Raw genomic sequence first — 24,963 nt, 5'->3', positions numbered from 1 at the left:
GCACAAAGGGCACAAAGTTAGATGTTGACGAGGGCTTATGTTCAGAGGGCAAATACTTGCTGCGCTTTGAATGGTTTTTGGTGACCTTGGTTAATAGACAATGGTTTTTTGGCCCGGTTTGAGTTTGGTGAGTTCCAATTTGCCGGGTGAAGGCACGTATTCGAATGATGCTTTCATGCCCCCTTCGGAGGTGTAGTAGCCCAACAGCGTCAGTTCCTTCATCAAGCGCCAGAAGGGTAGACCCAGTTTGACCGCGTTCATGGATTCCAGGTCTTGGTTGTCGCCAAACTTGATGGTTTGAGCATTGTAGGCTTTCATTTCTTCTTTTGCCTTTTGCTCGATCTGTTTGAGGGTGTCCGTTTTTTGGGCGGCGCTCATTTGTAGGAATTTCAGGCCTTCCAATTCCGTCACCCCGGCCATAAAACTGCGGTGCTCGGGGGTGTAGTAACAATCGTTGATCATCATTTCGATGAAAGCCGGTACACCTACATCCTTGGCCCCAACTGTATCCGTGCGGGGAATGATCATTTCGGCCACTTCAGCAATGATTTGTTTTTGTTGGGCCGACAAATTGAGTTTGTCGCGCAGCGTAGCCGCAGCCGCAGGGTTGCCCAAGCGCCCCAGGGCCATTAGCGTGGGGCCGGAGAGAGCGCCTCCGAGCAGGAGACTTACTTTGGCTAATGCTTCTCGTCTTTGCATGATTATAGTTTGGGGTTGAGGGAGTTGAGAGAGGTTGAGGAGTTGAGCACCCGGCGCTTCGACTACGCTCAGCGGCCGGGTGCTCAACTCCTCAACCCTCTCAACTTCCTCAACCATTACAAATTCTTCTTCTTCATCTCCTTCACCGCGTAATCCGCCGCTCTGGCCGTCAGGGCCATATAAGTCAGCGATGGATTTTGGGTAGCGGTAGAAGTCATACAGGCCCCATCGGTCACAAACACGTTTTTGCACTGGTGTAGTTGATTCCAGGCGTTGAGCAAGGAGGTTTTGGGATCTTTGCCCATCCGAACGCCACCCATTTCGTGAATGTCCAAACCAGGAGTGCGGTTTGAGTCGTAGGTACGGATGTTTTTGAACCCAGCCTTGGTGTACATTTCAGTGAGTTGTTCAAAGAAGTCTTTGGTCATTTTGACGTCGTTGTCGTCGTAGTCCACCGAAATGCGCAACTGTGGAATGCCCCAGGGGTCGCGTTGGTCCTTGTCTAGCGCCACGTAGTTGCTTTCCTTCGGGATGGTTTCGCCCATCATATGGGAGCCGACGGACCAGAACTCGTCCAATTTGGGTTTGAGAATACCTGTTTTGAGCTCTTCGCCCCAGCCATTGCGGTCTTCCCGTTGGCCACGGTTGGCGCCAAAACCTGAGGCGTAGCCCCGCAAGAAGTCGGTTTCCTGCTTCTGGAGGTTGCGGAAACGCGGGATGTAACCCGAGTTAGGCCGGCGGCCATCCGTAGTTTTGTCCAGGTAACCTTCATACGTTGCATTGATTGTGGCGCGGTAGTTGTGAAACGCGATGTATTTGCCCAGCAAACCATTGTCGTTACCCAAGCCATTGGGGAACCGATTGGAGGTAGAATTCAGCAGGATCAAGTTGGTATTCAGGGCCGCCGCATTCACAAAAATGATTTTGGCGTAATATTCCTCCACCTGCTTGGTGTTGCTGTCGATGATGCGTACACCCGTCGCCTTTTGTTTTTTCTCGTCGTAAATGATGGAATGCACCACCGAATCCGGGCGGAAGGTCATTTTTCCGGTTTTGGCCGCCCAGGGCAAAGTGGAAGCATTGCTGCTGAAATAGCCCCCCAGCGGGCAGCCCCGCTCGCACAAGGTGCGGTGGGCACACTTGCTGCGGCCTTGTTCCAGGTGGATGGGTTGGGGCTGAGTGATGTGGGCACAACGACCAATGATCATGGGCCGCCCACCGCCGTATTCCTTGGCCATCGCTTGGCTGAAGTGCTGCTCCACACAGTTCATTTCGTGAGGGGGCAAAAACTCGCCGTCGGGCAATTGAGGCAAACCATCGCGGTTGCCACTGATGCCCGCAAATTTTTCTACGTAGCTGTACCAGGGCGCAATGTCGGTGTAGCGAATCGGCCAATCCACCGCGAAACCATCGCGGGCAGGGCCTTCAAAATCGAACTCTGACCAGCGTTGGGTTTGCCGGGCCCAAAGCAGGGACTTACCACCCATTTGGTAGCCCCGAATCCAATCAAATGGTTTCTCCTGGATGTAGGGATGCTCGGCATCTTTGACAAAAAACTGCTCAGTGGCTTCGCCAAAGGCGTAACATTTACTCACCACCGGATTGGCTTCGGCTACTCCGGCTTTGAGTTGGCCCCGATTGGGGAGTTCCCAAGGGTGTAATTGAGCAGTGGGGTAGTCAACTACATGTTTGACCTCGCGGCCGCGCTCCAAAACCAGGGTTTTTAGCCCCTTTCCAGTTAATTCTTTGGCTGCCCAGCCGCCGCTAATGCCCGAACCGATGACGATGGCATCGTAAGTGCGGCTTTTGATGGCGGATATATTGAGATTTGACATTGTTGAGTGGTTTGAAAGTTGAGGAGTTGAGGCGTTGAGGAGTTGAGGAGTTGAGGAGTTGAGAAGTTGAGGCTACCGCAGCAACATGCACACTTTCACACGCACACATCACACCCACACCCATTCGTGCGGTAGCCTCAACTTATCAACTCCTCAACTTCTCAACTAAAAAACTATGCTTTTACCGGCACACAGCCATGATACCGACCAGGTGCCATTTCGTACCCGGTTAGTTTGGTCATTACGTACTCTGAGCTGAGATAACCCCGAATGGTCAGGTTTTTGGCCAAACGGACGAAGCCCTGGTCGTCGGCATCGGAGGCCTTGGATAGGGTGGTGATGACTTCCAGTTTTTGTTTGGGAGTACAGGCCAGGTAGGATTTTCCATAGGATTGGCTGGCCATGGTTTCCACGCTTTTTAAACCTTTGCTAAAAAGGTCGCGGCTTTTTTGGTCAAAACAATCCGCCAACATTTTATCGATGAAGCGATGGACTTCCAGTTTTTTTGCACCTGGTGTGTCGGTTTCTGGAATGATGGCTTCTACGATCTCTGCCAATAGTGCCTCTTCCGGGCCAACAAAATTGCTTTGAAACCCCTGCAAGGATTCCGAATTCCAGGCACTGGCCCAGGCCGGCAGTACCAGCATGCCCCCTACGGTGGCGGCCATGCCCTTGACGATTTGTCTGCGGTTCATGATGATGTAACCTTAGTGTTTTGTCGAAATAGACTTAAACAAATTGGGAAGCCAACTATTCTAAGACGATCAAAGTGAGGGCTACCCTTTTGCAGCACTAAAGTAACATTCTTTTTCTTTTTGCCTTTTGCAAAAGTGATTTTATGGCGGGTGTGAGCAAAAACGAACAAATGATCGGATAAGGCTACAATTCGCCAATTTTAGGGCAGGAGTTCTTTCAACTTTTCCCGGAGCTTTTCGCCTCTTAGACCTCGGGCAACAATGTTGCCATTTTTATCGATCAAAAAATTGTCCGGAATGCCTGAAACACCATAAGTGAGTGCAGCACGGTTTTTGTCACCATTGTAATCGCTAACATTTACCCAAGGGAGTTTATCCTTGATCACGGCCTCCTCCAGGTGTTCTTTGCGCGTGTCGAGTGAAACGCCAAGCACTTCAAAACCCTTTTCATGAAATTCCTGGTAAGTCGCTACCAGTTTAGGATTATCTTCCCGGCATGGGCCGCACCAGGCTGCCCAAAAATCGAGCAATACCACTTTGCCCTTGTAATCCGAAAGTTTGACTGTTTTTCCTTGTAGGTTTTCCTGGTTAAAATCAACAAAAGGGCCACCTATTTTGATGTCCTGGTTTAAAGCGATGTACGCCCCTACATTTTGACCATAAGGGCTGTTTTTGAGCATAGGAGAAAGTGGAGCATACAGTTTTGCGCTCAACTCTCGTCCCCAGGTAGTTGCCCAAGTATTCATTTGGTAAATGCTGAGAATGGAATTGGGGTTGTTTTGAATGAATGCGACAACGTGCTGCTTTTTTTGTTCTTCCATCTGTTTGATTTGTTGTTTGAGCAAATTGCGCTGCACTTTTGAGGTATCTTTTTGCCGCAAGGTTTCCAGGCTATCGATTTTTTGGTCGTAAGGGGAGAGGCTGGCGTACAGTTGGGATTCGCTTGAATGAGTAGCAGAGCCCTTGATCTCCGCCTGGCGAAATTTCCCTTTTTGTGCCTGAAATTGAATGACCGAGTTTTCTAACCAAAAGGATTTGTAGTCACTGAAATCTTTGGTGCGCACCCATACTTTGCGCGCACCTTCAGGCAATTGCCCTTTGAACTGGAATTGGTCGTTTTTTACTTGGGTTGAATCCATCATTTGCCCCATGCCTGAAGTCACGTCCTCCAGATAAAGCTTGGTGCCATCCGCAAAACCACTTAAGTTCCCATTCAATGTAAACCCTTTTTCAGCCTCCGGGGAAAAAGGAGAAAAAGTACAAACCAGCATCACAAAAAAGGAAAAAACAGCTTTCATAACTTACGTTTGAAAGCAAAGATGACTACAGAATACAAAAAGTTGCTGCGATGCACAACTTTTTACATCACCTCCTCCACCTGGTTTTTAATCCCTTGTACAATCCGGGAAAGTGGCAAATCATTGTCGTCACCACCAAAGGGATCTTCAATCTCTTCGGCGATCAATTCCAAACTGGCCAGTACATAGAATACAAAAGCTACAATGGGCACAATGAGGTAACCCAGGTTGAACACATACCCAAAGGGAAGGGTCATGATGTAAAAAAAGATGAACTTCTTGAGAAAGCCGCTGTAGGAACGAGGAATGGGGGTATAGCGGATGCGCTCACAGCTGGCACAAATTTCTGTAAAAGCTTGCAGTTCCGCATTGACAAAAAGGACCTGGCCCCACTGCAGGCGCCCTTCGCGAAACATTCCCTGCAAATATTGGTGCATCAGGCTAATGTATTGGTTCGGGACGTGTTTTTTGAAATCCAATTGCGTTTTGATGTCCTGTGGAAGGTTATCCAAATCATCCATTTGTTCGGGTGCTTTTTTATTGAGGTGCCGCAGCAAAACCACCGCATAGGCTGGGATCAAAATGCGAAAGTACTTCCGTTCGGGCGCATCGAGCGGAAGCATGGCGGTTAGTTTGATGGCCAGATTTCGACTGTGTTGCACTTGCTGACTCCACAAGCGGCGGCCATCCCACCAACGTTCATAAGCAGTGTTGGTGCGAAAAACCAGCAGGAACGAGATCACAAACCCCAGCAGGGAGTGCATCACGGAAATATTGCGCACATGGCTGTTTTCGCTGAGTTGCCAAACCTCTATTTCCAGATAGGCAATCAGCGCAGAATAAGCACTGATGAGCAAAATCAGGGGGAATAGTTTGCGCACCGTATCCTGCGGATTGAAGCGGAATAAAAAAGAAAACCACGGATTGGGGCGGTTTACGTTCAGTGGGGCCGACAAGGCGTAATCACTTTTTAGGCTGGTGTTTTCCATAGTATGACAATTCTCCAGGTGTAAAAAACAGGGGACATTGTTGAGCTGCTTATACGAAAGAGTGGTTTAAAAGGTTTCAAAAAACGACCGCTCGTCTAAAAAAAAGCCCCGATGACCCAATTTTGTCATCCATTTACCCCACACCAAACATATCTAGACATTCACTATTCATCATTCATCATTAAATCTTTATCTTGTCGGGAAAAGTCTGCAACATCCATGGCCAAAAGTGCAATCATAATAGCTACAGAACAATTTGTCACCGAATTGCTGTCCAACAAATTGGATCCGAAGATTTGTTACCACAACCTTCAGCATACCCTTTCCGTGCGCAATTCTGCGGTGCAGATTGCCTCCTTGAGTGGAACCACTCCAGAGGAACTGGAGCTGGTTGAACTGGCTTGTTTGTTGCACGATGTGGGCATTACCGAGGTATACCACAACCATGAACCCGCCAGCGCCCGTATTGGAGCTGAGTTCTTGCGGACCCAGGGCTATCCGGAGGAGAAAATCAAGACCGTTGAAGCTTGTATTGCAGTGACCAATCCGGGTGCACGTCCCCAGGGGCTGTTGCAGGAAATTGTGCGGGATGCTGATTATGGCCATCTGGGCAGCGATAATTACAGCGAGCAATTGGACAACTTGCGTATGGAATGGCGGGATGTGCTGGGCCGTTGGGATGAAGACAAGGATTGGTACCAACTGAACCTCGATTTTGTCAAAAACCACGAATATTATACCCCCGCCGCCAAAATGATGTTTGTGGCGATGAAAGAACTGAACCGCAAAAAGTTGAAAAAATGGTTGAAAGAAGGGCGTAAATCGGGGGGGAACCCAAATCCTGAAGCAAGCAGGGTGTCAATTGTAGAAAGCCGCAGCTCACAAATGATGTTCAAAACCGCCCTGCGCAACCACATGGATCTGAGCAATCTGGCCGACAACAAAGCAAACATCATGCTTACGGTAAATGCCGGGATTATCACCATTGCTCTGCCCGTTTTGGTGAGTCAGTTGCGCCAACATCCGGAGTACATCATCCCTTTCATCATGATTTTGGGCACTTGTTTGTCCTCCATGGTATTTGCTACCCTGGCTACGGTTCCCATGAAAATGACCGGCTTCACCGACATGGCCAACATCAAGGCTGGCCGCTCCAATCTATTTTTCTTTGGTAATTTTTACAGCATGACTTATGCTGATTACAAGTTGGGCATTCAGGAAGTGACCTCCAAAGAAGAAAATCTGGAAGACTCGATCATGCGCGACTTGTTTTTTCTGGGCAAATCCCTGGGCCGCAAGTATCGCCAATTGCGGATTTGCTACATTATTTTTGTGATCGGTATGGTGGCTTCTGTGGGCGTTGCAGGTTTAGAATACTTGATTTTTCAATTGCAACGATAAGACCCGTAACTGGTAATAAATTTTTTTTCTGCACGAGTAAAAATGTTATTGTTTTATTAAGTCGCGAAAAAAAATGTCGCTTCGGCTTATTTTTTCGTCATAAAAAGGATTTTAATAAACCAAATGAACAACACCATGCAGATCAAGCTCATGTTTTTAACCACATTACGCAAAGCAGGGCCTATTTTTTTGCTGGCCTTACTCCTTCTCCATTCTTTTTCCTGCAACCGTACCGCTCAGGGCACAGCCATTGGAGCAGCCGCTGGCGCCCTCGTCGGGGTATTGATTGCCGACGGTGACGACAATGCCAAAGGTATACTTATTGGAGCCACTGTCGGTGGGATTGCCGGTGCTATCATTGGCAGCTACATGGACAAACACGCCAAAAAATTGAAGCAAGATCTAGGGAAAAGCGCGGAGGTAGAGCGGGTTGGAGAATCGATCCTGGTCACTTTTGACTCCGGCATCATGTTCGATGTAGACTCGTATGCCCTCAAGGCTTCCACAAAAGCCAATTTGGACAAAATGGCTGAAACGATGAAGGAATACGACAAAACCGAAATCATCGTCATGGGCCATACCGATGCTACGGGTAGTGATGAATACAACCAAAAATTGTCAGAAAATCGGGCCGCTTCGGTTTCGCGCTTTTTGCAGCAAAATGGCATAACCGCCAAGCGGGTAACCACCAAAGGTTTTGGCGAACAAAAACCCGTTGCTTCCAATAATACTGCCTCTGGCCGGGAGCAAAACCGTCGCGTGGAGATTGCCATCGTAGCCAGCAAAGCCTTGGTGGAATCGGCGAAGGCAGATGCGAAGAATAAGTAAAAAATGTAAAAAAATGCTGAGGAAGCCTTTAAACAGAGGGCTTCCTCACTCGTTTTTCACCAAATTTACCGTACATTAAATCTTAAAAAATAGTAGTTTTACGATACAGTATCATGCATTACCATCTTTATGACCCAAGCCCAACAAGAAAAAATCCGCAAACTGCTCGCCGAGGCCGAGCTGGAGAAAGCACTCGCGGAGTGGGTTCAAGGGGTAGACAATGCCGATGTAGAACTATTCAAAACCGCCACCGCTTTACAATCCCGTTACAGTAGGCTGGAAATCAGCAAAGCCAAGGGTATCCTTAGCCAGGATGCCTACAACCTGGAATTCAATCAAATTCAGGATTCCCTGTTGGACTTGCTCAACAACCAAAGCCAGTCCAACTTGTTGCACCTGCACCACAGCTATACCTGTGACCGCAGCCCGCAAACCCAGGCCATCAACGCCCAATTACAAGGCAAACCAGAAGCAAGAGTGCAGTTTTTTTACCTCTACGGCGGCGACTTGCATTTGCACGCCGGGATGTTTCGGCGCATTGTACTGGATCTGGAGGGCCGCAGCCTCGATTACCTCAACGCCAGCCTGGCCAGCGCCTGCAAGGTCAAAGCCATCGAGATTACTTTTGAAGGTTATGAACCCCTCGAAGATTACAAAACGGAATTGCTCAAAGGACTTTTTGCTGCTTTTGCACTCCAACCCAATCAATTGGGCCCGCTACTGAGCCGTCGATTGAGTGATATCCTGCAAGCCAGCCCACAACTGCGCGACCTGGGCGGCAATGACTACGTTTGTGTGTACATCAACATCGACAAATATTCCTGGTATTCCGATCATACGCCGGAGGCAGCCCGTTGGTTTATGGAGGAGTTTTGCAGCTCTCCACTTACGCCCAATCAACCGCGGTTGTTGTTTTTCTTTTCGGTGGAATTTGAAGAGGAAGACGCCGATCTGGCCAACGATGTACGCGACAAAGTAGACGATAACCCCAAGATTCAGGCCTTGCCTGAACTCAATAAGGTTGCCCTTGCTGACATTGACCGCTGGCTGGGCAAATACAAAAAAATTGAACCCGACCCACGCGAGCGCAAAAAGATCCTGCAAGAGCGTTTCCCGGGTTCGGAGCATTACATGATTGATGTACAGGAGGCTTTGCAGGAATTGATTAAAAAGTATAACGATTCGTTAAGTTGAGCATATGAAACTCAAAATCCAAGATTACCGCCGCAAACCCTTTCACCCCAGCCAATATGTACTGGACGAAGGTTTGCAGTATGCTGTGGAATTGGCCATTGCCCTTGGGCAGCCCCTTTTGTTGACGGGGGAGCCCGGTACCGGAAAAACCAAATTGGCCTACAAAGTAGCCTATGATTTGGCCCAGGATAAATCAGCTGGTGTGCAGTTTCTGGCGGAGCCTTTGAGTTTTTATACCAAAACGACCTCGGCAGCACGCGACCTGTTTTATACCTACGATGCCCTTGGACACTTTCAATCGGCCAATATCAAACGGGAAGATGGTGCGGCACTGGCCAAAACCGGAGACTTCATCGAGCTGCAAGCCCTGGGTAAAGCCATTGCCCTGAGTTACCCCAACCCCGATGAACACGGGCATTTGTTGGGTAGCCTGGTGGTGGATGGCCCCCGAAGTACGGTGGTGTTGATTGATGAAATCGACAAGGCGCCCCGCGACTTCCCCAACGACATCCTGAACGAGATTGAAAACCTCGATTTTCGCATCAAGGAACTCGACAACCGGGAATTCAGGCACCACGATAGTCAACGCATCGTCGTGATCATGACCAGTAATTCGGAAAAAAACCTGCCCGATGCCTTCCTGCGGCGTTGTGTGTTTTACCACATTCCTTTTCCACCTGCCGAACAATTGTTTGCCATCGCCAAAACCCAACTGGGGTTGGACGAAACCATTAGTCCACAACAGGAAAAAGTACTGAACAAACTCATCGAATACTTCTACAAGGTACGCGAAGTGGCCGTACGCAAACCACCCGCCACCGCTGAACTGATTGCCTGGCTCAACATGATGGGTATGCCCATGAATGTACCTACGGCTGATTTAAAAGACTTGCAGCCGCTTTTGTTGCGCAATTTGTCTTTATTGGTTAAAACCCGCGAGGATTTGAATGCGATTCGGAAATGGATGAATGAGGGTTTTGTCGATTGGGTGTGAGGAGCTTAATCAGGGTTGCTCTCCTGAATCTTAAACAGAACTGATTGGCCCTGCCCTTCAGGGACAGCAGGGTGGGCTGAAACTACGGCGAAACGCCCTATATCAACCATCAACCTAATTTAGAGGTTTTATGGGTAATCGACAGGCCTAAAAAGTTAAGGTGGAAAACATGGTAGACATTACACATGCTTTGTAATGTTGTTTGCTGGTGTTAAGCTCATTTATACTTTGATCCTCTTCTCTGCTTCAAATAAACTTTTGACAATGGGCTTGATCACTTCACTTAGCCTTTCCCGATTCTCACGCAACCAGCTATCCACCTCCAAATCGTTGGTAGTTATTTCCAGGGTCACTGGTTTTAAGTTGTTTTCGGCTCCTTCTTTGTTGGGCTTGCTGAATAATTTGGCTTTTTCCTCCCAAGAAAGGTTGAGGTATTCATTTGACCATTCTACCTCATCTATCTCTTCGTCATACGAAATGTCGGCATCGTCATAAAATACATTTTGCTCAGGAACAACAATGCCAGAACGTGCCAGGGATAAAGCGTCACGAGCACTCACTTGAACAGCATATAGGTCTTCAAGTACAACGCCTTTTAAACTTTCCCCATTCTTGATCATTGCCAAGGCTTGCTCAGTTTTCATCTTTTTGTTGTTTAAAACTATTCTCAAGATAAGCATTTCTTTCTTCTTTGCTCGCTTGCCGTGCAGAAATTAACCTCACTACCACATCCCGCATGGTGTAAACAACAACCAAGATGAACTTTGCTGTCGTTTTGCCTATTCTTATAATGCGGGGTTCATCTCGAAAAGTTCCAAGTTTTTCAATGGCATTTTTGTCATCATAGATTTCTTGTGCTTCACGGAAGTCAACGTTGTGCTTCGACAGGTTCTTTTTATTTTTTTCTGGATCCCATTCAAAGGTTGGCATACGGTTGTGTTTATTTAATCAGCGAGGTAATGTTTTGCAGGATGAAGAGTTTTCAATACTTTAGGATTTTAGAATGCTTAAAAATCCAATTTCAATCAAAAATACAGATTTATTCTGTATAAATACAAATTTTTTTTACTCCTTTTATGGAAAAAAATATTGTCCCGGCATTGGTAGCCAGCAAACTGAAAGCGCTCAACCTGTACTCTACCCAAGGAGAACTGGCCAACCTCATTGCCGCGTTTGACGGCGAACCCATGTACCAAAGCTGGGTTTCAATGGCCTTAAATGGCAAAAACAAAAAGACCCTGGGGCGGATCGTGACCTACCTGATGCAGGCGCATGGTGCCGAATTGACGGATTTTTTGCCGCAGGAGGAATTGCAAACGGAGATTCGGTTGTTGAAGGAAGCGGTACGGAGATTGGAGGAAAGGGTTGAGAAGTTGGAAGGGAGGGAGGCCTTGTGACACTCTAGGTTTTCTAGGAGAAGTATACCAAATGATCGTACTTTTTCAATAACTATAACTACACACATTTACAAATGGAGCAAAACGAAAAAAGTCTTCCTGGAAAAATATGGGATAAGTCTTGGTTCATTTTGTCTGCTCTAATGAATGCGGTTTCTCTTATTAATCTGGGGAGAGATTTGAAACCTGCCTTGTTACGTTGGTCTGAGTTGCTCTTGAAATCGTTAGAACTGTTTCGTGTTATTCGAGACTTTTTGCTTACGCCTTTAATTTCCCTGTTTAAGTATTTTGATGCCTACCTCCCTTCCTATGTAAAAGATTTATCGCTGATCGTTTTCATATACTTCTCGATTTGGTATAAATCAAAGCTTTCAAGCTCAAGAGACGACTATTCCAGCATATTTACTTGGGTTGCTACTTTTTTTATTGCATCGTTATTTACTGTAGCGATTTCTATAGGTGCTTTAGCTTTTTCTTCCGCAGGAAGCTATGGAAAGATAATTTTTATATCAATGTTGATAATAGCATGTTTCATTGATGTTTCTGCAATGCTTTTCCGGCCAAATAAAAATGAATTTCAAGAATTAAGGAGTAAAATATTCAAGGAATTTGTATTGGTAACTTTTATAACGATATTTATCATCATTATAACCAACTACATAATCATAACCTTTGGGAAGTAAATGATCCCGCTCGTTTAATTCCTTTTTCAATATTTTCTATTGATTGGGTGTGAGCACTTTGGATCATAAAGATTAAAAGTTGAAATAGGAAAAGGATTCTCATTTTCGTTTATGTTTGCTGAGTGATTAATTGCATGTATGCATACTGACACCTATAATTGTTTGGACTAAGGATTCCTGTTGCTGTTTCAAGCAGGTGCATGGTGGTTTTTTACAAATTAAGAGATTTTGATTAAAAAACAAAACCACAACTTGATTGGAACACTTTTTTAGGGTAACTTCAATCCACTTTATGCACAAAAAATATGAAACCAATTTCGCCATGTTGCTTTATCTGTAGCGGAAAGGTGGAGAAAGGGACAACTACTTTTGCCCTTGACCTGAAATCTAGTCTAATCGTCGTCCGAAACGTCCCCGCCTTAGTATGTACACAATGTGGTGAGGAATGGATTGAAGATTCCACTGCCATTGAATTGGAACAGATTACGGAACGAGCAAAAGCACAAAACACCCAATTGGAGGTCGTTTCCATGTAAGACGGTTACCTCAGCGCCCCCCACAGCACCTCCCCAGGATGCAACACCTTCCTTCCCGTCCCATCCAAAATCTGATGCCGACAACTCGTCCCCGGTGCCGCAATAATCTCTTCTGCCCCCGCAGCCCTTACCGCTGGAAACAACACCAATTCCCCCACCTGCATGCTCACCTCGTAATGCTCTTTTTCGTAGCCAAAAGAGCCCGCCATGCCGCAGCAGCCCGATGGGATCAGCTCCACCGAATAATTGCGGGGCAAAGCCAAAATTTGCGCGGTCGCCTCCGCGCCTACAATAGCCTTTTGGTGGCAATGCGCGTGCACTTTTACCACTTTGGCCTCATTGGTAAAATCATCCGGGCCAATGCGGCCAGCCTGGGCTTCGCGCAAGAGGAAATTTTCGAGTAAAAAGACATGTTGCCCCAAGGCTTGGGCGCCTTCCCGCTCGGCAGCGGGCACCAGTTTGGGGAATTCATCGCGGAAACCCAAAATCGCCGAGGGCTCAATGCCAATCAAAGGTGTTTCGGCGCTCAGCAAAGGAGTGAACAAACGTACATTGGCAATGGCCAACTCCCGCGCTTCTTTTAAGAGGCCCTTGGAAAAATAAGCCCGCCCAGAATCGGGATGTTGCGGCATTTCGACCTGATAACCCAATCGGAGCAAGAGTTTGATGGCCGTTTCACCGATGTGCGGGTCATTGTAATTCGTGAATTCGTCGCAGAACAGGTAAATTTTGCCTTTCGGCCTGCCGTTTACCGCCAACTTTTTACCCTCACGGTTCCACCAACTGCGCAGGCTGCGACCTACGGGTGGCAAGGAGCGCTCAGGAGCCACACCCAGTACTTTTTTGACCAAACCTCCTAATGCTTTGCTGCCCAACACCGCATTGCTCAAGCCCGGCATCCTGGCCGCCAGCTTGTTGATTTTGCCGATGTTGCCAAAAACGCGGCTGCGCAGCGGCGTACCATTGGCCTTTTGGTAGTGGTACAAAAACTCCGCTTTGAGGGTAGCCATGTCCACACTGGAAGGGCATTCCGACTTACAACCCTTACAAGACAGGCACAAATCCATCGCCTCGTAAATCTCGGGGTGATCGAAGGGATTCGCCTTGGTATTCATGGTCAAAAACTCGCGCAAGGCGTTGGCGCGGGCACGGGTAGTGTCCTTTTCGTTGCGGGTAGCCATGTAGCTGGGGCACATCGTGCCACCGGAGAAGGACAACTTGCGGCAATCGCCAGAACCATTGCATTTCTCCACCGCATCCAACAAACTGCCCGGATCGCTGTAATCAAACATGGTCTCGATGTGCCGCTCGGGCTCATCCTGCTCGTGCCGCAGGGAGGTATCCATCGGCGGCGCATCGACTATTTTGCCGGGATTAAAAATGTGCTGGGGGTCCCAGGTTTGTTTGATGCGGCGCAGGATCTGGTAATTGTTTTCGCCAATCATCAGCGGGATGAACTCGCCGCGCACCCGGCCATCGCCGTGTTCCCCGCTGAGCGAGCCTCGGTATTTCTTGACCAAATGAGCGGATGCTTCCGCAATGGCGCGCATTTCGGCTACACCCTCTTTGCTTTTGAGGTTCACCGAAGGACGCAGGTGCAATTCGCCAGCCCCAGCGTGGGCGTAGTACACGACCTTTTGGTCAAACTGCTTCATCACCTCCGCAAATTCGGAGATGTAGGCGGGCAGGTCGGGCAGGTCGACGGCGGTATCTTCTACAAATTCAATGGTTTTTTTCACGCCCTTCAGGTTGGACAAAACCCCAAAACCAGCGGCGCGCAAAGCCCACACACTTTTGCTGCGGGGCGCGTACACTTTGGGGTAATGGTAGGCCAGGCCCTGCTGCTGCATGTCCAGGATCATCGCGTCGGCTTTGGCTTCGGCCTCCTGGAGGGTTTTGCCCCTAAACTCGATCATCAACACCGCCTCGGGATCACCTTCGATGAAAAAGCGGTTTTTTTCCTGCTCGATGTTGTCTTTGGTACAATCCAGGATCATTTTGTCCATCAACTCGCAGGCCGTAGGCTGGTGCGACATGGCCACCAAAACCGCCCGCATACTTTCGTCCAGATTGGTAAAGTGAGGGGCAACAACTACATCGATCGGGTCGGGCAAGGGGTCGAGTTTCAGTTTGATCTCAGTAGTCAGCGCCAAAGTGCCTTCCGAGCCACAGAGCATCGTGGCAAAATTGAAGGGTTTACCCTCGGGGCTGAAGGGCTGCTGGCGCAACAACAAGTCGATGGCATAGCCCGTATTGCGGCGGTGGATGCTTGGCTTGGGGTATTGGGCGCGGATTTCTTCCTGCACTTCACTGGGGCTCAACTCGGCGAGCATTTGGCGGTACACCTGGCCTTCCAGGGTATCCAGTTGAAGTTTGGCTTCCAGTTCAGCAGCGCTCAATGGGCCAAATACAGCTTCCGAGCCGTCGCTTAACACACAACGCAATTCCACCACATGATCCCGCGTAGAGCCGTACACAATGGAAGTGGTACCACAGGAGTTGTTGCCCACCATGCCACCCAACATGCAGCGGTTGGCGGTAGAGGTATTGGGGCCAAAATAGAGACCGAAGTCTTGCAGGTGCCGATTGAGTTCGTCGCGGATCACACCGGGTTGCAGGCGCACCGTTTGTTCGGCTGTATCCACTTCCAGAATTTGGTTGAAATACCTGGACACATCCACCACAATGCCTTCACCCACACATTGCCCGGCCAGGGAGGTACCCGCCGTGCGGGGGATGAGCGAAGTTTGGTGCTCACGCGCAAAAGCGACCAGTTTTTTGAGGTCAGCAACCGAGCGCGGCAAGGCCACCGCCAGGGGGTAAGCTTTGTAAATAGAGCCATCGGTAGCATAAAGGGCGCGGAGCAGGCTGTCGTAATAGAGCTCTCCTTCCAGTTGTGTAGCCAGTTGGGCGAGTGCTTGTTGCATGAGTCGTGAATTGTGGGTAGAAAGATAGTCCACACTCGGGATGGGCAGGTGAAATTTTGGCGAATTTATTTAAAAAGCTCAAAAGAGACTCCAAGATCGACAAGTCCTAAGCTAAATTAACATCAGTATTCGAAATAACATACTTTAATCCGTCCTTTCACATTTACTTCAGCAACCCCAAATCAAACTCAAACCCTTCCAGAACCCCTTCACCACTCAGGCTCTGCTCAAAACCATCAACTTTTTCCACGGTACCATCCATTCTGAAAATTAGTACCTGTGCCTGAGCGCGATTGATCAACCAAGCCAATTGCACCCCATTGTCGATGTATTCTCCCATTTTTTGCCGAGCCTCGCGCAGGTCGTCGCTTTCGGACATCAGTTCAACCACAAAATCAGGAGCCAGTGGTGGGTGTTTGCGTTGTTGTTCTGCACTCAAACTCTGCCAACGTTCGGAGCTGACCCATGCCGCATCAGGTGAACGAACTGCTCCATTGGGCAACCGAAACCCTGTAGAAGAATCAAAGGTATGACCACCGTGTTTGCGCTTCCAGAGGGTGAGCTCGGTGGTCAGTTCGGAGTTGTATTCTCCAGTTTTTCCTCCCGTTAAGGACATAACAGTAATGGTTCCATCTGCGTTGCGCTCCAACTTGAGGTGCCGATTGTCCATACAAAAGCTATAAAACTCATCGTCGCTTAAAGCTAAGCGCGACAAGTCGAGAGTTCGACTCAATCGTTCGGCAGAAATGTAAGTTGGGCTGCTTGGAGCAGGATAAGTCATTGAAAAAGATTTTAAAGCAATTTACAGAAAAAAATCGAAATGATTCAAGCGAGGTGTTAAAACAAGTGGTTTGACCTTAAATAGGGCAATGAGGTTTTGCGTCCGAAAGCGCACAAAAAATGTCCAATCTCGAACAACCTATTTTGTTTTTTCTTTTTCAATCAATTCAAAACCAAATTTTTATGCTATTGGCACGCCATTTGCTCAGCAAAAATAGATATAATACCCTTGCATGAAAAGAACCTACCTGGGCGAGTTTGAAGAATTGGTACTCCTGACTGTCGCAGTGCTGGAAGGTGAAGCCTACGGCGTGATACTCCTCCACGAGCTCATTGCCCAAACCGGGCGCTCCCTCCGGCTCAATCAGGTGCATTCTGCCCTGCAACGCCTGGAGGACAAGGGCATGCTCAGCTCCGAAATGGGCGAACCCACCGCCGAACGTGGGGGCCGCCGCAAGCGCCTCTTCAAAGTCAGCGCTTACGGCATCCGCACCCTGGAAGAGATCCAGGCCGTACGCAGCAGTTTATGGAATCGTATTAAGCAGCCCAAAACCGACCCAAGTCTATGAGTCAGCTCAAACAACCTACGCCGCAACCACCCCGTTGGGCCGATCGCCTGTTGGAGTGGTTTTGTGCTCCACACCTGCTGGAAAACGTGCAAGGTGATTTGCACGAGGAGTTCTTTTATCAGGTAGAAAAAAATGGGGTACAACACGCAAAATTTCAATACATCCTCGAAGTATTGGGTTTCATCAAACCCTTTGCCATCAAGCGCAAACCCAGTCCATATCCATCATCCACCACGACATTTCATCCGACCATGATCCGCAATTATTTCAACATCGCCATCCGCAATTTGGCCAAAAACCGCCTCTACGCTGCGCTCAATATTTTTGGGCTCACCATTGGTACACTCTGTTGTTTGTACATCCTGCTGTATGTGCAGGACGAGCGCAGTTACGACAAACACCACAGTGCTGCCAAACGCCTGTACCGGGTAACTACAGAACTGGAATTTCCCGACACCAAGGACCCTCGGCGGATGTCGACCTGCTCACCTCCGATTATTCCCGCCATGCAAGCAGAATTCCCCGAGATAGAAAATTCCACTAGGGTCGTTGATCCGGCACCTTTTGGGGTAGAGCGCTACCTGTTCAAGGTGGGCGACAAGGTTTTTTATCAAAATACCGGCTATGTAGTGGACAGTACTTTTTTTGAAACCTTTGACTACCATTTTTTGGCCGGAAACCCCAAAAAAGCGCTGAATGCACCCCAGTCGATCGTCATTTCGGAAGCCCTAGCCATCAAACTTTTCAACACCACCGATGCACTGAACAAAACCTTGCAGGTCACTGGCCAAGTGGAAGAGGAAACCTACAAAGTCACCGGGGTATTCAACAGCACCCTTGGCAGGAGCCACTTGATGCCCGATTTTTTTACCCCCATGAACTCCCGGGGCATCGGTGAATACGTGCGCAGCGACAACACCTGGAGTGGAAACAACTTCTTGTACGGTTACCTCAAATTTAAACCAGGCACCGATGTTCAGGCTTTTGAAGCAAAACTGGCTGCCTTTGTTGAACGGAATGGTGGTGATCAATTGCGCCAAATGAAGATGAAGAAAAAACTCTTTCTACAACCTGTACGGGCCATCCACACCAGCGCAGAAGACTTGGCCATGTCCAAAGGCACCAGCGAGCGCTTCCTGAATATGTTGCTTTTGATTGCTGGATTTATTCAACTGGTGGCCTGCATCAATTTTATGAACCTGAGCACGGCCCGCAGTACCCGCAGAGCCAAAGAAGTAGGGGTTCGCAAGGCGGTTGGTGCCGGTCGCTCCTCACTAATGGGGCAGTTTTTGAGCGAAAGTATGTTGATGACCCTGATCGCAGTAGGTTTGGCTGTGCCACTGATGTGGCTTTTGTTGCCTTTGCTCAACCAGATCACAGGAGCATCCCTGAGTTTGCAATTGACGCAGGATTGGTCTACCTGGGGCATTATCCTGGGTTTGGTGTTGCTGACCGGGGCGGTTGCGGGCAGTTACCCGGCTTTTTACCTTTCTTCTTTTAATCCCTTGAGCATTTTTAGAGGCATGCGGGATACCAAGGCATCCAGAGGGGCCATCAATTTTCGCAAGGTATTGGTAGTGAGTCAATTTGTAATTTCTTCGGTTTTGATCATTGGAGCGGTCATCATCCAGCGGCAGTTGAATTACCTACTGGCAGAGGACATGGGTTTTGAAAAAAACCAAAAAGTTGTCTTCCCCATTCGGGCCAATGATAAACGTCCGCAATTGGGAGCCTTCCGCAATCGATTGGCGGCGCTGCCCGAAGTTGCAGGCGTAACTGGCATGTCGGCTTATCCAGGGCAGTTTGTGCCCAACGACATCTCAATGTACAAGGATGGAGAAGACATGAACAGCACAACGGTCATCCGTTTTGCTTTTACCGATGAAAAATTCCTGAGCACCTTGAAGGTAAAACTATTGGCCGGTCGCAATTTTACCGCCAGAGATACTTCCCGCGATCAAACTACCGCCAAAGTCATCGTGAATGAAACGGTACTCAAAACGATGAATATTCCCATGGAAAAAGCCCCCGGTATGGTTTTGCGCAGCGATCGGGGGGATGGCGAACAGTTTCAGTTTACCATCATCGGAGTAATGCAAGACATCAACTTTGAGCGGATGTCTGAAAAGGTGGTTCCTTACATGGTATTGGTGTCTCCGCCCGAATCTTTGCCCCAGGTCATTACCGATGTTACTAGCACGAATTACCCCGATTTTATACAAAAAGCTCAACAAATCTGGAGTGATTTGTTTCCAGGAATTCCTTTTGAATATACCTTTTTGGACCAGGAAGTAGCCAAGCTCTATCAGGCAGAACAGACTTTCTCCGACATCATCGGTACCTTTACCCTGGTGGCTATTTTCATTTCTTGTCTGGGCTTATTTGGTTTGTCGGTTTTTGCGGCGGAACAACGCATGAAGGAGATTGGGATTCGCAAGGTATTGGGGGCAAGTGTGGGCAGTTTGACGGGCTTGCTGGCCAAAGATTTTATCATCCTGGTGGTGCTTTCCATTTGTATTGCTTCCCCTATCGCCTGGTATTTGATGAATCAATGGCTGAAGGATTTCGCCTATAGAATTGAAATTCAGTGGTGGGTTTTTGTGCTGGCAGGGCTGATTGCGGTGACTGTTGCCTTTTTGACCGTGAGTGTGCAGAGTGTGCGCTCAGCACTAGCCAATCCGGTGAAGTCGTTGCGGAGTGAGTAGCGTGGTGAATATTTGGAAATAGGAGTCATTCCGAATTTTTGGGATGACTCCTATTCTGCCGAAGAACGGCCAATAGCCCTTTTACCTTACTTCTCCAATTCTTCCACGGCTTTGCGCACCTTTGCAGTATACGCACTCAAATAAGCGGGAATGCGGCTGTCATCCGTATCGATGCGCCAAACCCGCGGGGCACTTTTGCCAATCTGGATCTCCAGGTAAAAGCCACCTTGATCTGCACAATCCGGGCAACCCAGGATTTCGCCCTCTTCCTTATACAGCTCCTCCGGGAAATCTTTCAATAATTTGGTAGCCAGCTCAATGTCTTCTTTGGACAGAGACTTGTCTTCAAATTCCATACCCGGCTCTGGGTAACCCCGATCTACTTTGTCGGCAAATAAGCCATCCGCTTTCAGCATAAAAGTGTGGGTACAATTCCCCAGGCAATGTCCATAATAAGTGCCGAATACAAAGTGGTCTATATCCCCTAATTCTGCCAACCCAGGAGTAGACAAATCATCACCTTTTTGCTCGGAACAGGAAAAAGCACCCAGCAAAAGGCAAAGGATGCTCAACAAGCTCAATTGTTTCATATCGGATTTTTTTTATAGCTAGACGGATATACCTAACGTAAAGGTTTGGAAAAAATTAAAACTTTAATCGCATGGCCCCAATCGAAAGCCCGGCTGCGGTGCCAATAAGCAGTACATCCTTCCCTTTTTGCAATTTGTTTTGCGCATACAACTCATACAAACCCAGGGGTATGGATGCGGAAACACAGTTGCCATAAAGGTTTAGGGTGTTCACCACCTGAGCCTCGGTCAAACCATAGCGTTGCATGAAATATTCGTTGCCAAATTTACTGGCCTGATGGGGTACGATGTAATCATAGTGTGGAAGGGCTTGTGCCGTTTGTTGCTCCAGGTTGATCAAAAAATCATCCAGGTAACGCAGCGTCATTGAAATCAGTTGGCGGCCATTCATTTGAAAAAAGAAAGAATTGGGATCGGTGTCAGGTTCTGAGCCCCGCCGCTTGCTGCCCCCGGTTGGGACGATGGCCAATTGGGCACCCGCAGATTGGTTGATGAAATAGGCTGGCGCCGGCAGGTAACCTATGGCATCATTGGCTTCCAGGATAACCGCTACGGCCGCATCTCCAAACAAGGTGTACGTTTTTGCATCAGCGGGATTGAGTGCTCTGGAGGGTATTTCGGCGGAAACAATGGCCACCCGCTTTAAGCCCCGGTGCTGAAGGTAAAGGTGCGCAATGTCCAGGGCGTGCAAAAAGCTCAAACAAGTGGCATCCACGTCAAAACAGGGAAAATCAGCCTCATTTTGATCCAATGCCTGTTTGATCAGACAGGCATTGTGAGGGATGGGGTGATCGAAGGAAGCACCGGCAAAAAGCAACAAATCTAGCTCCGCACTAGTCATTTCCGCTTCATCGAGCGCCTGCTGGAGTGCCGCTGCCGCTATTGAGGTGATGTTGTCCGTAGGATTGGCCCAATAGCGGGACTGCACTCCGGTATTTTTTTCAGCCCAGCCTTGAGCAAGGCCACTTCGTTTTTCCAAATCTTGAGATAAAACGGCTAAACCAGGGAGAATGCGTGAACAGGCTTTTAGGTGTATTTTCATTTGCGGTTTATTTTTGCCTATTGAGTTTTTTGCCACAAAGGCACGGAGACACTAAGCAAGAGCATTCTTAGTGTCTTAGTGTCTTTGTGGCAGTACAATATTCCGCAATATTTTTTACAGCTCGCAGTAAATCAGGTCTTCCGTTAGATTGCTACAAGGATAACGCCAGGTGATGTTTTCCCCGTCGATCAAGTCATCGGCATGTTCCGGGCCCCAGGTGCCAGCGGGATAGCCGTATATTTTGATGTCGGGATTGCTTTCCCAGGCTTTCAGGATCGGATCAACAAATTCCCAGGCCGCTTCCACAGCGTCACCCCGTGCGTAAAGAGTAGCATCCCCCTGGATGCAGTCGAGCAACAAACGCTCGTAGGCTTCCGGAATGTAGGCATCGGTGAGGTCGCTGTAATGGAAGTCCATGTTGACATCCGTAGCTTGCAATCCTGCCCCGGGAATTTTCATGGCAAACTTGAGCAGAATCCCTTCGTTGGGCTGGATCCGGATGACCAGAATATTTTCTGTATTGGGCAAACCATTGCCCTTGTTGAACAAGTGATGTGGAGTAGGTTTGAAATGGATCACGATTTCGGTGACCCGGGTCGGCAGGCGTTTGCCTGTACGAATGTAAAATGGAACCCCCGACCAGCGCCAGTTGTCGATGAAAAACTTCATGGCAAAATAGGTCTCGGTACGGGAATCTGGCGCAACCCCCTCTTCATCCCGGTAACCCGGCACCAACTCTTCGTTGATGTGCGATCCGGTGTATTGCCCCCGAATGACATTTTTCAGAATGTCTTCATTGGATAAGGGGCGGAGCGATTGGAACAATTTCATCCGCTCATTGCGAATACTGGCTTCAGAAGATTGCACCGGAGGCTCCATGGCCACCAATGCCACCAATTGCAGCAGGTGATTCTGGACCATATCGCGCATCGCTCCGGAGCCGTCGTAATACCCACCACGTTTTTCAACCCCTACTGTTTCCGCTGCAGTTACCTCAATGTGGTGAATGTAGTTGCGGTTCCAGATGGGTTCAAAAATGCTATTGCCAAACCGGGTGATCAGCAAATTCTGAACCGTTTCTTTGCCCAGGTAATGGTCGATGCGGTAGAGTTGGGACTCTTTGAAATATTGCAGTAATTTTTGATTGAGATCGAGCGCTGTCTCCAGATTGTACCCAAAAGGTTTTTCAATGATCAATCTTTTCCAGCCATCAGCCTCCTCGTTCAGGCCTACTTCGGCCAGGCTCCGCGGAATAACTTCGTACAAACTGGGCGGAGTAGAAAGGTAAAAAATGTAGTTGTCATCCGTGTTGCACTCCGCATTGAGCTGTTGAAGGTGCTCCTTGAAGGCAGGATAATCAGCAGGGTTGTTGGTTTGCATCGCGTGGTAGAAGATGCGCTTGGCAAACTTGGCCCGGTCGCCGTTTCCACCTACGTCCTTGAGGTGTTCATTGTCAAAAACGACCTTTTGCCGGTAAGCCTCATCCGTAAATGCCGAGCGGCTTACCCCTACCACCGCAAAGTTTTCGGGTAAAAAACCGCGGCAATGTAAATTGAATACGGCGGGGATGAGTTTTCGTTCGGTCAAATCGCCAGAGGCACCGAAAATCACCAAAATATGATTATCCGTTTTTTTCATGTCAATTCGCTTGGGTGAAACACAGGTTAAAACTGCTACAAAGATACGGCAGCAGAAGCAAATATTTTGAGCCAACATCTTTGATTGAGAGATTGTTTCTTCTAATCTAGGGACAATGTAGTATCTTGCCCGCCTAAAATCATTCCATATTTTATGTCACAGCAATTCGACTTCGGCATGGTAGGCCTGGGAGTAATGGGCCGCAATTTTATCCTCAACGTAGCAGATCATGGGTTTTCAGCCATCGGCCTCGACACCGATATGGCCAAAGCCAATGCCCTTGAGGAAGAAGGTGCTGGTAAGCCCGTCAAAGGGACCACGGCCAAAGAGGAATTTGTCGCTGGGCTAAAAAAGCCCCGGAAAGTCATGTTGCTGGTTCCGGCAGGTGGCCCCGTTGATGCAGTGATCGACAGTTTGTTGCCTTTGCTGGAAAGGGGCGACCTGATCATTGATGGTGGCAACTCTTTTTTCGCCGACACCAATCGCCGCGAGACCTACCTGAGTGCCAAAGGCATTCATTTTATGGGAATTGGTGTATCGGGGGGCTCTCATGGCGCCCGTTTTGGTCCCAGCATCATGCCAGGTGGCGACGCTGAGGCTTACGAAATGGTAAAACCAATTTTAGAAGCCGTTTCTGCCAAAGTAAAGGGTGATCCCTGTGTCGCTTACCTGGGGGCAAGCTCTTCGGGCAACTATGTAAAAATGGTGCACAATGGCATTGAATATGGCCTGATGCAAATCATTTCGGAAGCTTACGATGTACTCAAACGGGGGGCAGGCCTGAGCAACGATGCCTTGCACGAGCTTTTTTCAGGCTGGAATGCCGGGCGTTTGCAATCTTTTTTGATCGAAATTACTGCCCATATCTTTTCCGTCGATGATCATTTGAGCGACCAAAAACTGGTGGACATGATCCTCGATCAAGCCAAACAAAAGGGGACTGGCAAATGGACTTCCCAAAACGCCATGGACCTGGGCATCCCTGTGCCAACCATCGATATGGCGGTAACCCTGCGCGAGCTCTCCGCACTAAAACCAGAGCGGGTAACTGCTGAACAAATTTACGGCCCGGCACAAGCCATCAATGAAGATGCAGCCTCCCTGGCTGCTGCCGTAGAACAGGCCTTGTACTTCAGCTTCATGGTCACTTATGCCCAAGGCATGGCGCAATTGACCGATGCTTCCAATGAATACAAATATGGCCTGAACCTGGAAACCGTGGCCCGCATCTGGCGCGGTGGTTGTATCATTCGGGCTGCCATGTTGGAGGATTTCCGCAAGGCTTACCAAAACAATCCGGCACTGCCCAATTTGTTGCTCGATGCTGAATTGGCCAAGGCATTACAAATAGCTCAAACGGGCATCCGCAAAGTGGTAGCTGCTGCCGTCAGCAGTGGCATCCCAGTGCCTGCCATGTCAGCCAGTTTGGCTTATTTTGATGCCTACCGCAGTGCTCGTTTGCCACTGAATTTGGTCCAGGCGCAACGCGACTTTTTTGGTTCACACACCTACGAACGCACCGACCGGGCGGGTATTTTCCACACCGATTGGGCTGAATAATTCTCTTTGTCATGATCGAAATTGCATCTAATCAAGACATTCCAGCCTTGGTAGCACTGATCAACAGTGCCTACCGGGGTGAGGGTTCTAAACAGGGTTGGACGACCGAGGCAGACCTGATCCAAGGGCTGCGCACAGATGAAGACAACCTCGCGGAGGTCATCAACGATCCTGCAACCACTTTTCTGAAATACACCAACGAAGAAGGTCAAATAATCGGCTGCATGCGTTTGCAACAGCAGCAAGATCGGCTTTACCTGGGAATGTTGACGGTATCGCCGGCTTTACAGGCACAAGGATTGGGAAAAAAATTGTTGAAAGCGGCCGATGAATTGGCTTTGGCCAAAAATTGTCGCAGCATTTTTATGACCGTGTTTTCGGTGAGGCCAGAACTGATCGCTTGGTACGAGCGGCATGGTTATCAAAAAACGGGGAAGGTGATCCCGTTCAAACACAATGAAAAATTTGAAGTGGTGGCCCAGGAATTGGAGTTTTTTGAGTTGGAAAAGATGATAGGGTAGATTAGAGGCTTGTTTAGGTTTTGGGGCTCAGGTGGAAGGGATTAGGTTGCCTGGGGCCAGTAAACTTAAACAAGCTTGCTGG

The 24,963-nt window shown here is 48.6% G+C and carries 23 protein-coding genes; 11 read left to right on the top strand and 12 right to left on the bottom strand.

Annotated features, from left to right (window positions below; all coding sequences use genetic code 11):
* Nucleotides 1-90 precede the first annotated feature (90 nt).
* The 5 genes from SFV55_RS26360 to SFV55_RS26340 all read right to left on the bottom strand — a co-directional run bounded on the left by SFV55_RS26360 (nucleotide 91) and on the right by SFV55_RS26340 (nucleotide 5,516).
* A complete protein-coding gene (locus SFV55_RS26360) occupies nucleotides 91-699 on the bottom strand; it encodes a gluconate 2-dehydrogenase subunit 3 family protein (protein WP_320032577.1) in 609 nt (202 codons plus the stop codon).
* 116 nt (nucleotides 700-815) lie between these two features.
* The gene (locus SFV55_RS26355) at nucleotides 816-2,534 is read right to left on the bottom strand and encodes a GMC family oxidoreductase (RefSeq protein ID WP_320032576.1); all 1,719 of its coding nucleotides are present in this window, start codon (nucleotides 2,532-2,534) and stop codon (nucleotides 816-818) included.
* Between the two features lie 173 nt (nucleotides 2,535-2,707).
* Entirely contained in the window at nucleotides 2,708-3,229 is a 522-nt protein-coding gene (locus SFV55_RS26350; RefSeq protein WP_320032575.1) for a gluconate 2-dehydrogenase subunit 3 family protein, read from the bottom strand.
* A 200-nt stretch (nucleotides 3,230-3,429) separates the two neighbouring features.
* Nucleotides 3,430-4,527 carry a TlpA disulfide reductase family protein gene (locus tag SFV55_RS26345; protein WP_320032574.1) on the bottom strand — a complete coding sequence of 366 codons (1,098 nt, stop codon included), beginning with the start codon at nucleotides 4,525-4,527 and terminating at the stop codon, nucleotides 3,430-3,432.
* A 62-nt stretch (nucleotides 4,528-4,589) separates the two neighbouring features.
* Nucleotides 4,590-5,516 (bottom strand): bestrophin family protein, encoded by a 927-nt coding sequence (locus SFV55_RS26340; protein ID WP_320032573.1) that lies wholly within the window; start codon nucleotides 5,514-5,516, stop codon nucleotides 4,590-4,592.
* A gap of 219 nt (nucleotides 5,517-5,735) precedes the next feature.
* Here SFV55_RS26340 and SFV55_RS26335 point away from each other — a divergent pair, with 219 nt between their 5' ends.
* The 4 genes from SFV55_RS26335 to SFV55_RS26320 all read left to right on the top strand — a co-directional run bounded on the left by SFV55_RS26335 (nucleotide 5,736) and on the right by SFV55_RS26320 (nucleotide 9,933).
* Nucleotides 5,736-6,917, top strand: coding sequence for a Pycsar system effector family protein (locus tag SFV55_RS26335; protein ID WP_320032572.1), 1,182 nt, complete (start codon nucleotides 5,736-5,738; stop codon nucleotides 6,915-6,917).
* A gap of 135 nt (nucleotides 6,918-7,052) precedes the next feature.
* Entirely contained in the window at nucleotides 7,053-7,745 is a 693-nt protein-coding gene (locus tag SFV55_RS26330) for an OmpA family protein (RefSeq protein ID WP_320032571.1), read from the top strand.
* A 129-nt stretch (nucleotides 7,746-7,874) separates the two neighbouring features.
* Entirely contained in the window at nucleotides 7,875-8,939 is a 1,065-nt protein-coding gene (locus SFV55_RS26325) for a hypothetical protein (protein ID WP_320032570.1), read from the top strand.
* 4 nt (nucleotides 8,940-8,943) lie between these two features.
* Complete coding sequence (locus SFV55_RS26320) at nucleotides 8,944-9,933, top strand: MoxR family ATPase (RefSeq protein ID WP_320032569.1); 990 nt, start codon at nucleotides 8,944-8,946, stop codon at nucleotides 9,931-9,933.
* A 221-nt stretch (nucleotides 9,934-10,154) separates the two neighbouring features.
* Here SFV55_RS26320 and SFV55_RS26315 read toward each other — a convergent pair whose 3' ends face one another.
* Together SFV55_RS26315 and SFV55_RS26310 are read right to left on the bottom strand one after the other, a co-directional pair.
* The gene (locus tag SFV55_RS26315; RefSeq protein ID WP_320032568.1) at nucleotides 10,155-10,577 is read right to left on the bottom strand and encodes a hypothetical protein; all 423 of its coding nucleotides are present in this window, start codon (nucleotides 10,575-10,577) and stop codon (nucleotides 10,155-10,157) included.
* The gene (locus SFV55_RS26310; RefSeq protein WP_320032567.1) at nucleotides 10,567-10,863 is read right to left on the bottom strand and encodes a BrnT family toxin; all 297 of its coding nucleotides are present in this window, start codon (nucleotides 10,861-10,863) and stop codon (nucleotides 10,567-10,569) included. Before SFV55_RS26310 ends, SFV55_RS26315 begins: the two co-directional genes overlap by 11 nt.
* Nucleotides 10,864-11,009: 146 nt before the next feature.
* Here SFV55_RS26310 and SFV55_RS26305 point away from each other — a divergent pair, with 146 nt between their 5' ends.
* The 3 genes from SFV55_RS26305 to SFV55_RS26295 all read left to right on the top strand — a co-directional run bounded on the left by SFV55_RS26305 (nucleotide 11,010) and on the right by SFV55_RS26295 (nucleotide 12,549).
* Complete coding sequence (locus SFV55_RS26305; protein WP_320032566.1) at nucleotides 11,010-11,330, top strand: hypothetical protein; 321 nt, start codon at nucleotides 11,010-11,012, stop codon at nucleotides 11,328-11,330.
* A 74-nt stretch (nucleotides 11,331-11,404) separates the two neighbouring features.
* On the top strand, nucleotides 11,405-12,013 hold the full coding sequence (locus tag SFV55_RS26300) for a hypothetical protein (protein ID WP_320032565.1): 609 nt from the start codon (nucleotides 11,405-11,407) through the stop codon (nucleotides 12,011-12,013).
* A 305-nt stretch (nucleotides 12,014-12,318) separates the two neighbouring features.
* Entirely contained in the window at nucleotides 12,319-12,549 is a 231-nt protein-coding gene (locus SFV55_RS26295; RefSeq protein ID WP_320032564.1) for a type II toxin-antitoxin system MqsA family antitoxin, read from the top strand.
* 5 nt (nucleotides 12,550-12,554) lie between these two features.
* Here the strand turns inward: SFV55_RS26295 and SFV55_RS26290 are convergent, their stop codons facing one another.
* Nucleotides 12,555-15,476 (bottom strand): FAD-binding and (Fe-S)-binding domain-containing protein, encoded by a 2,922-nt coding sequence (locus SFV55_RS26290; RefSeq protein WP_320032563.1) that lies wholly within the window; start codon nucleotides 15,474-15,476, stop codon nucleotides 12,555-12,557.
* 163 nt (nucleotides 15,477-15,639) lie between these two features.
* A complete protein-coding gene (locus tag SFV55_RS26285; protein WP_320032562.1) occupies nucleotides 15,640-16,257 on the bottom strand; it encodes a Uma2 family endonuclease in 618 nt (205 codons plus the stop codon).
* Between the two features lie 232 nt (nucleotides 16,258-16,489).
* Between SFV55_RS26285 and SFV55_RS26280 the strand changes: the two genes are divergently transcribed.
* Together SFV55_RS26280 and SFV55_RS26275 are read left to right on the top strand one after the other, a co-directional pair.
* Nucleotides 16,490-16,825 (top strand): PadR family transcriptional regulator, encoded by a 336-nt coding sequence (locus SFV55_RS26280; RefSeq protein ID WP_320032561.1) that lies wholly within the window; start codon nucleotides 16,490-16,492, stop codon nucleotides 16,823-16,825.
* Nucleotides 16,822-19,530, top strand: coding sequence for an ABC transporter permease (locus tag SFV55_RS26275; RefSeq protein WP_320032560.1), 2,709 nt, complete (start codon nucleotides 16,822-16,824; stop codon nucleotides 19,528-19,530). The genes SFV55_RS26280 and SFV55_RS26275 overlap by 4 nt, the downstream gene beginning before the upstream one ends.
* A gap of 86 nt (nucleotides 19,531-19,616) precedes the next feature.
* Here SFV55_RS26275 and SFV55_RS26270 read toward each other — a convergent pair whose 3' ends face one another.
* From SFV55_RS26270 to zwf, 3 genes are all read right to left on the bottom strand, one after another.
* Nucleotides 19,617-20,120: a hypothetical protein gene (locus tag SFV55_RS26270; RefSeq protein ID WP_320032559.1), complete on the bottom strand. Its 504-nt coding sequence runs from the start codon at nucleotides 20,118-20,120 to the stop codon at nucleotides 19,617-19,619.
* A gap of 55 nt (nucleotides 20,121-20,175) precedes the next feature.
* A complete protein-coding gene (locus tag SFV55_RS26265) occupies nucleotides 20,176-21,162 on the bottom strand; it encodes a ketoacyl-ACP synthase III (protein ID WP_320032558.1) in 987 nt (328 codons plus the stop codon).
* 114 nt (nucleotides 21,163-21,276) lie between these two features.
* Nucleotides 21,277-22,800, bottom strand: a complete 1,524-nt coding sequence (gene zwf, locus SFV55_RS26260) for a glucose-6-phosphate dehydrogenase (protein ID WP_320032557.1) — start codon at nucleotides 22,798-22,800, stop codon at nucleotides 21,277-21,279.
* Between the two features lie 153 nt (nucleotides 22,801-22,953).
* Here zwf and gndA point away from each other — a divergent pair, with 153 nt between their 5' ends.
* Together gndA and SFV55_RS26250 are read left to right on the top strand one after the other, a co-directional pair.
* Nucleotides 22,954-24,360: an NADP-dependent phosphogluconate dehydrogenase gene (gene gndA / locus SFV55_RS26255; protein WP_320032556.1), complete on the top strand. Its 1,407-nt coding sequence runs from the start codon at nucleotides 22,954-22,956 to the stop codon at nucleotides 24,358-24,360.
* Between the two features lie 11 nt (nucleotides 24,361-24,371).
* On the top strand, nucleotides 24,372-24,881 hold the full coding sequence (locus tag SFV55_RS26250) for a GNAT family N-acetyltransferase (protein WP_320032555.1): 510 nt from the start codon (nucleotides 24,372-24,374) through the stop codon (nucleotides 24,879-24,881).
* Nucleotides 24,882-24,963 lie beyond the last annotated feature (82 nt).

Source organism: Haliscomenobacter sp. (assembly GCF_033763495.1).
Taxonomy (GTDB): Bacteria; Bacteroidota; Bacteroidia; order Chitinophagales; family Saprospiraceae; genus Haliscomenobacter.
Note: the sequence above shows the minus strand (reverse complement) of the source record. Positions and strands in the feature narration are given on the sequence as shown.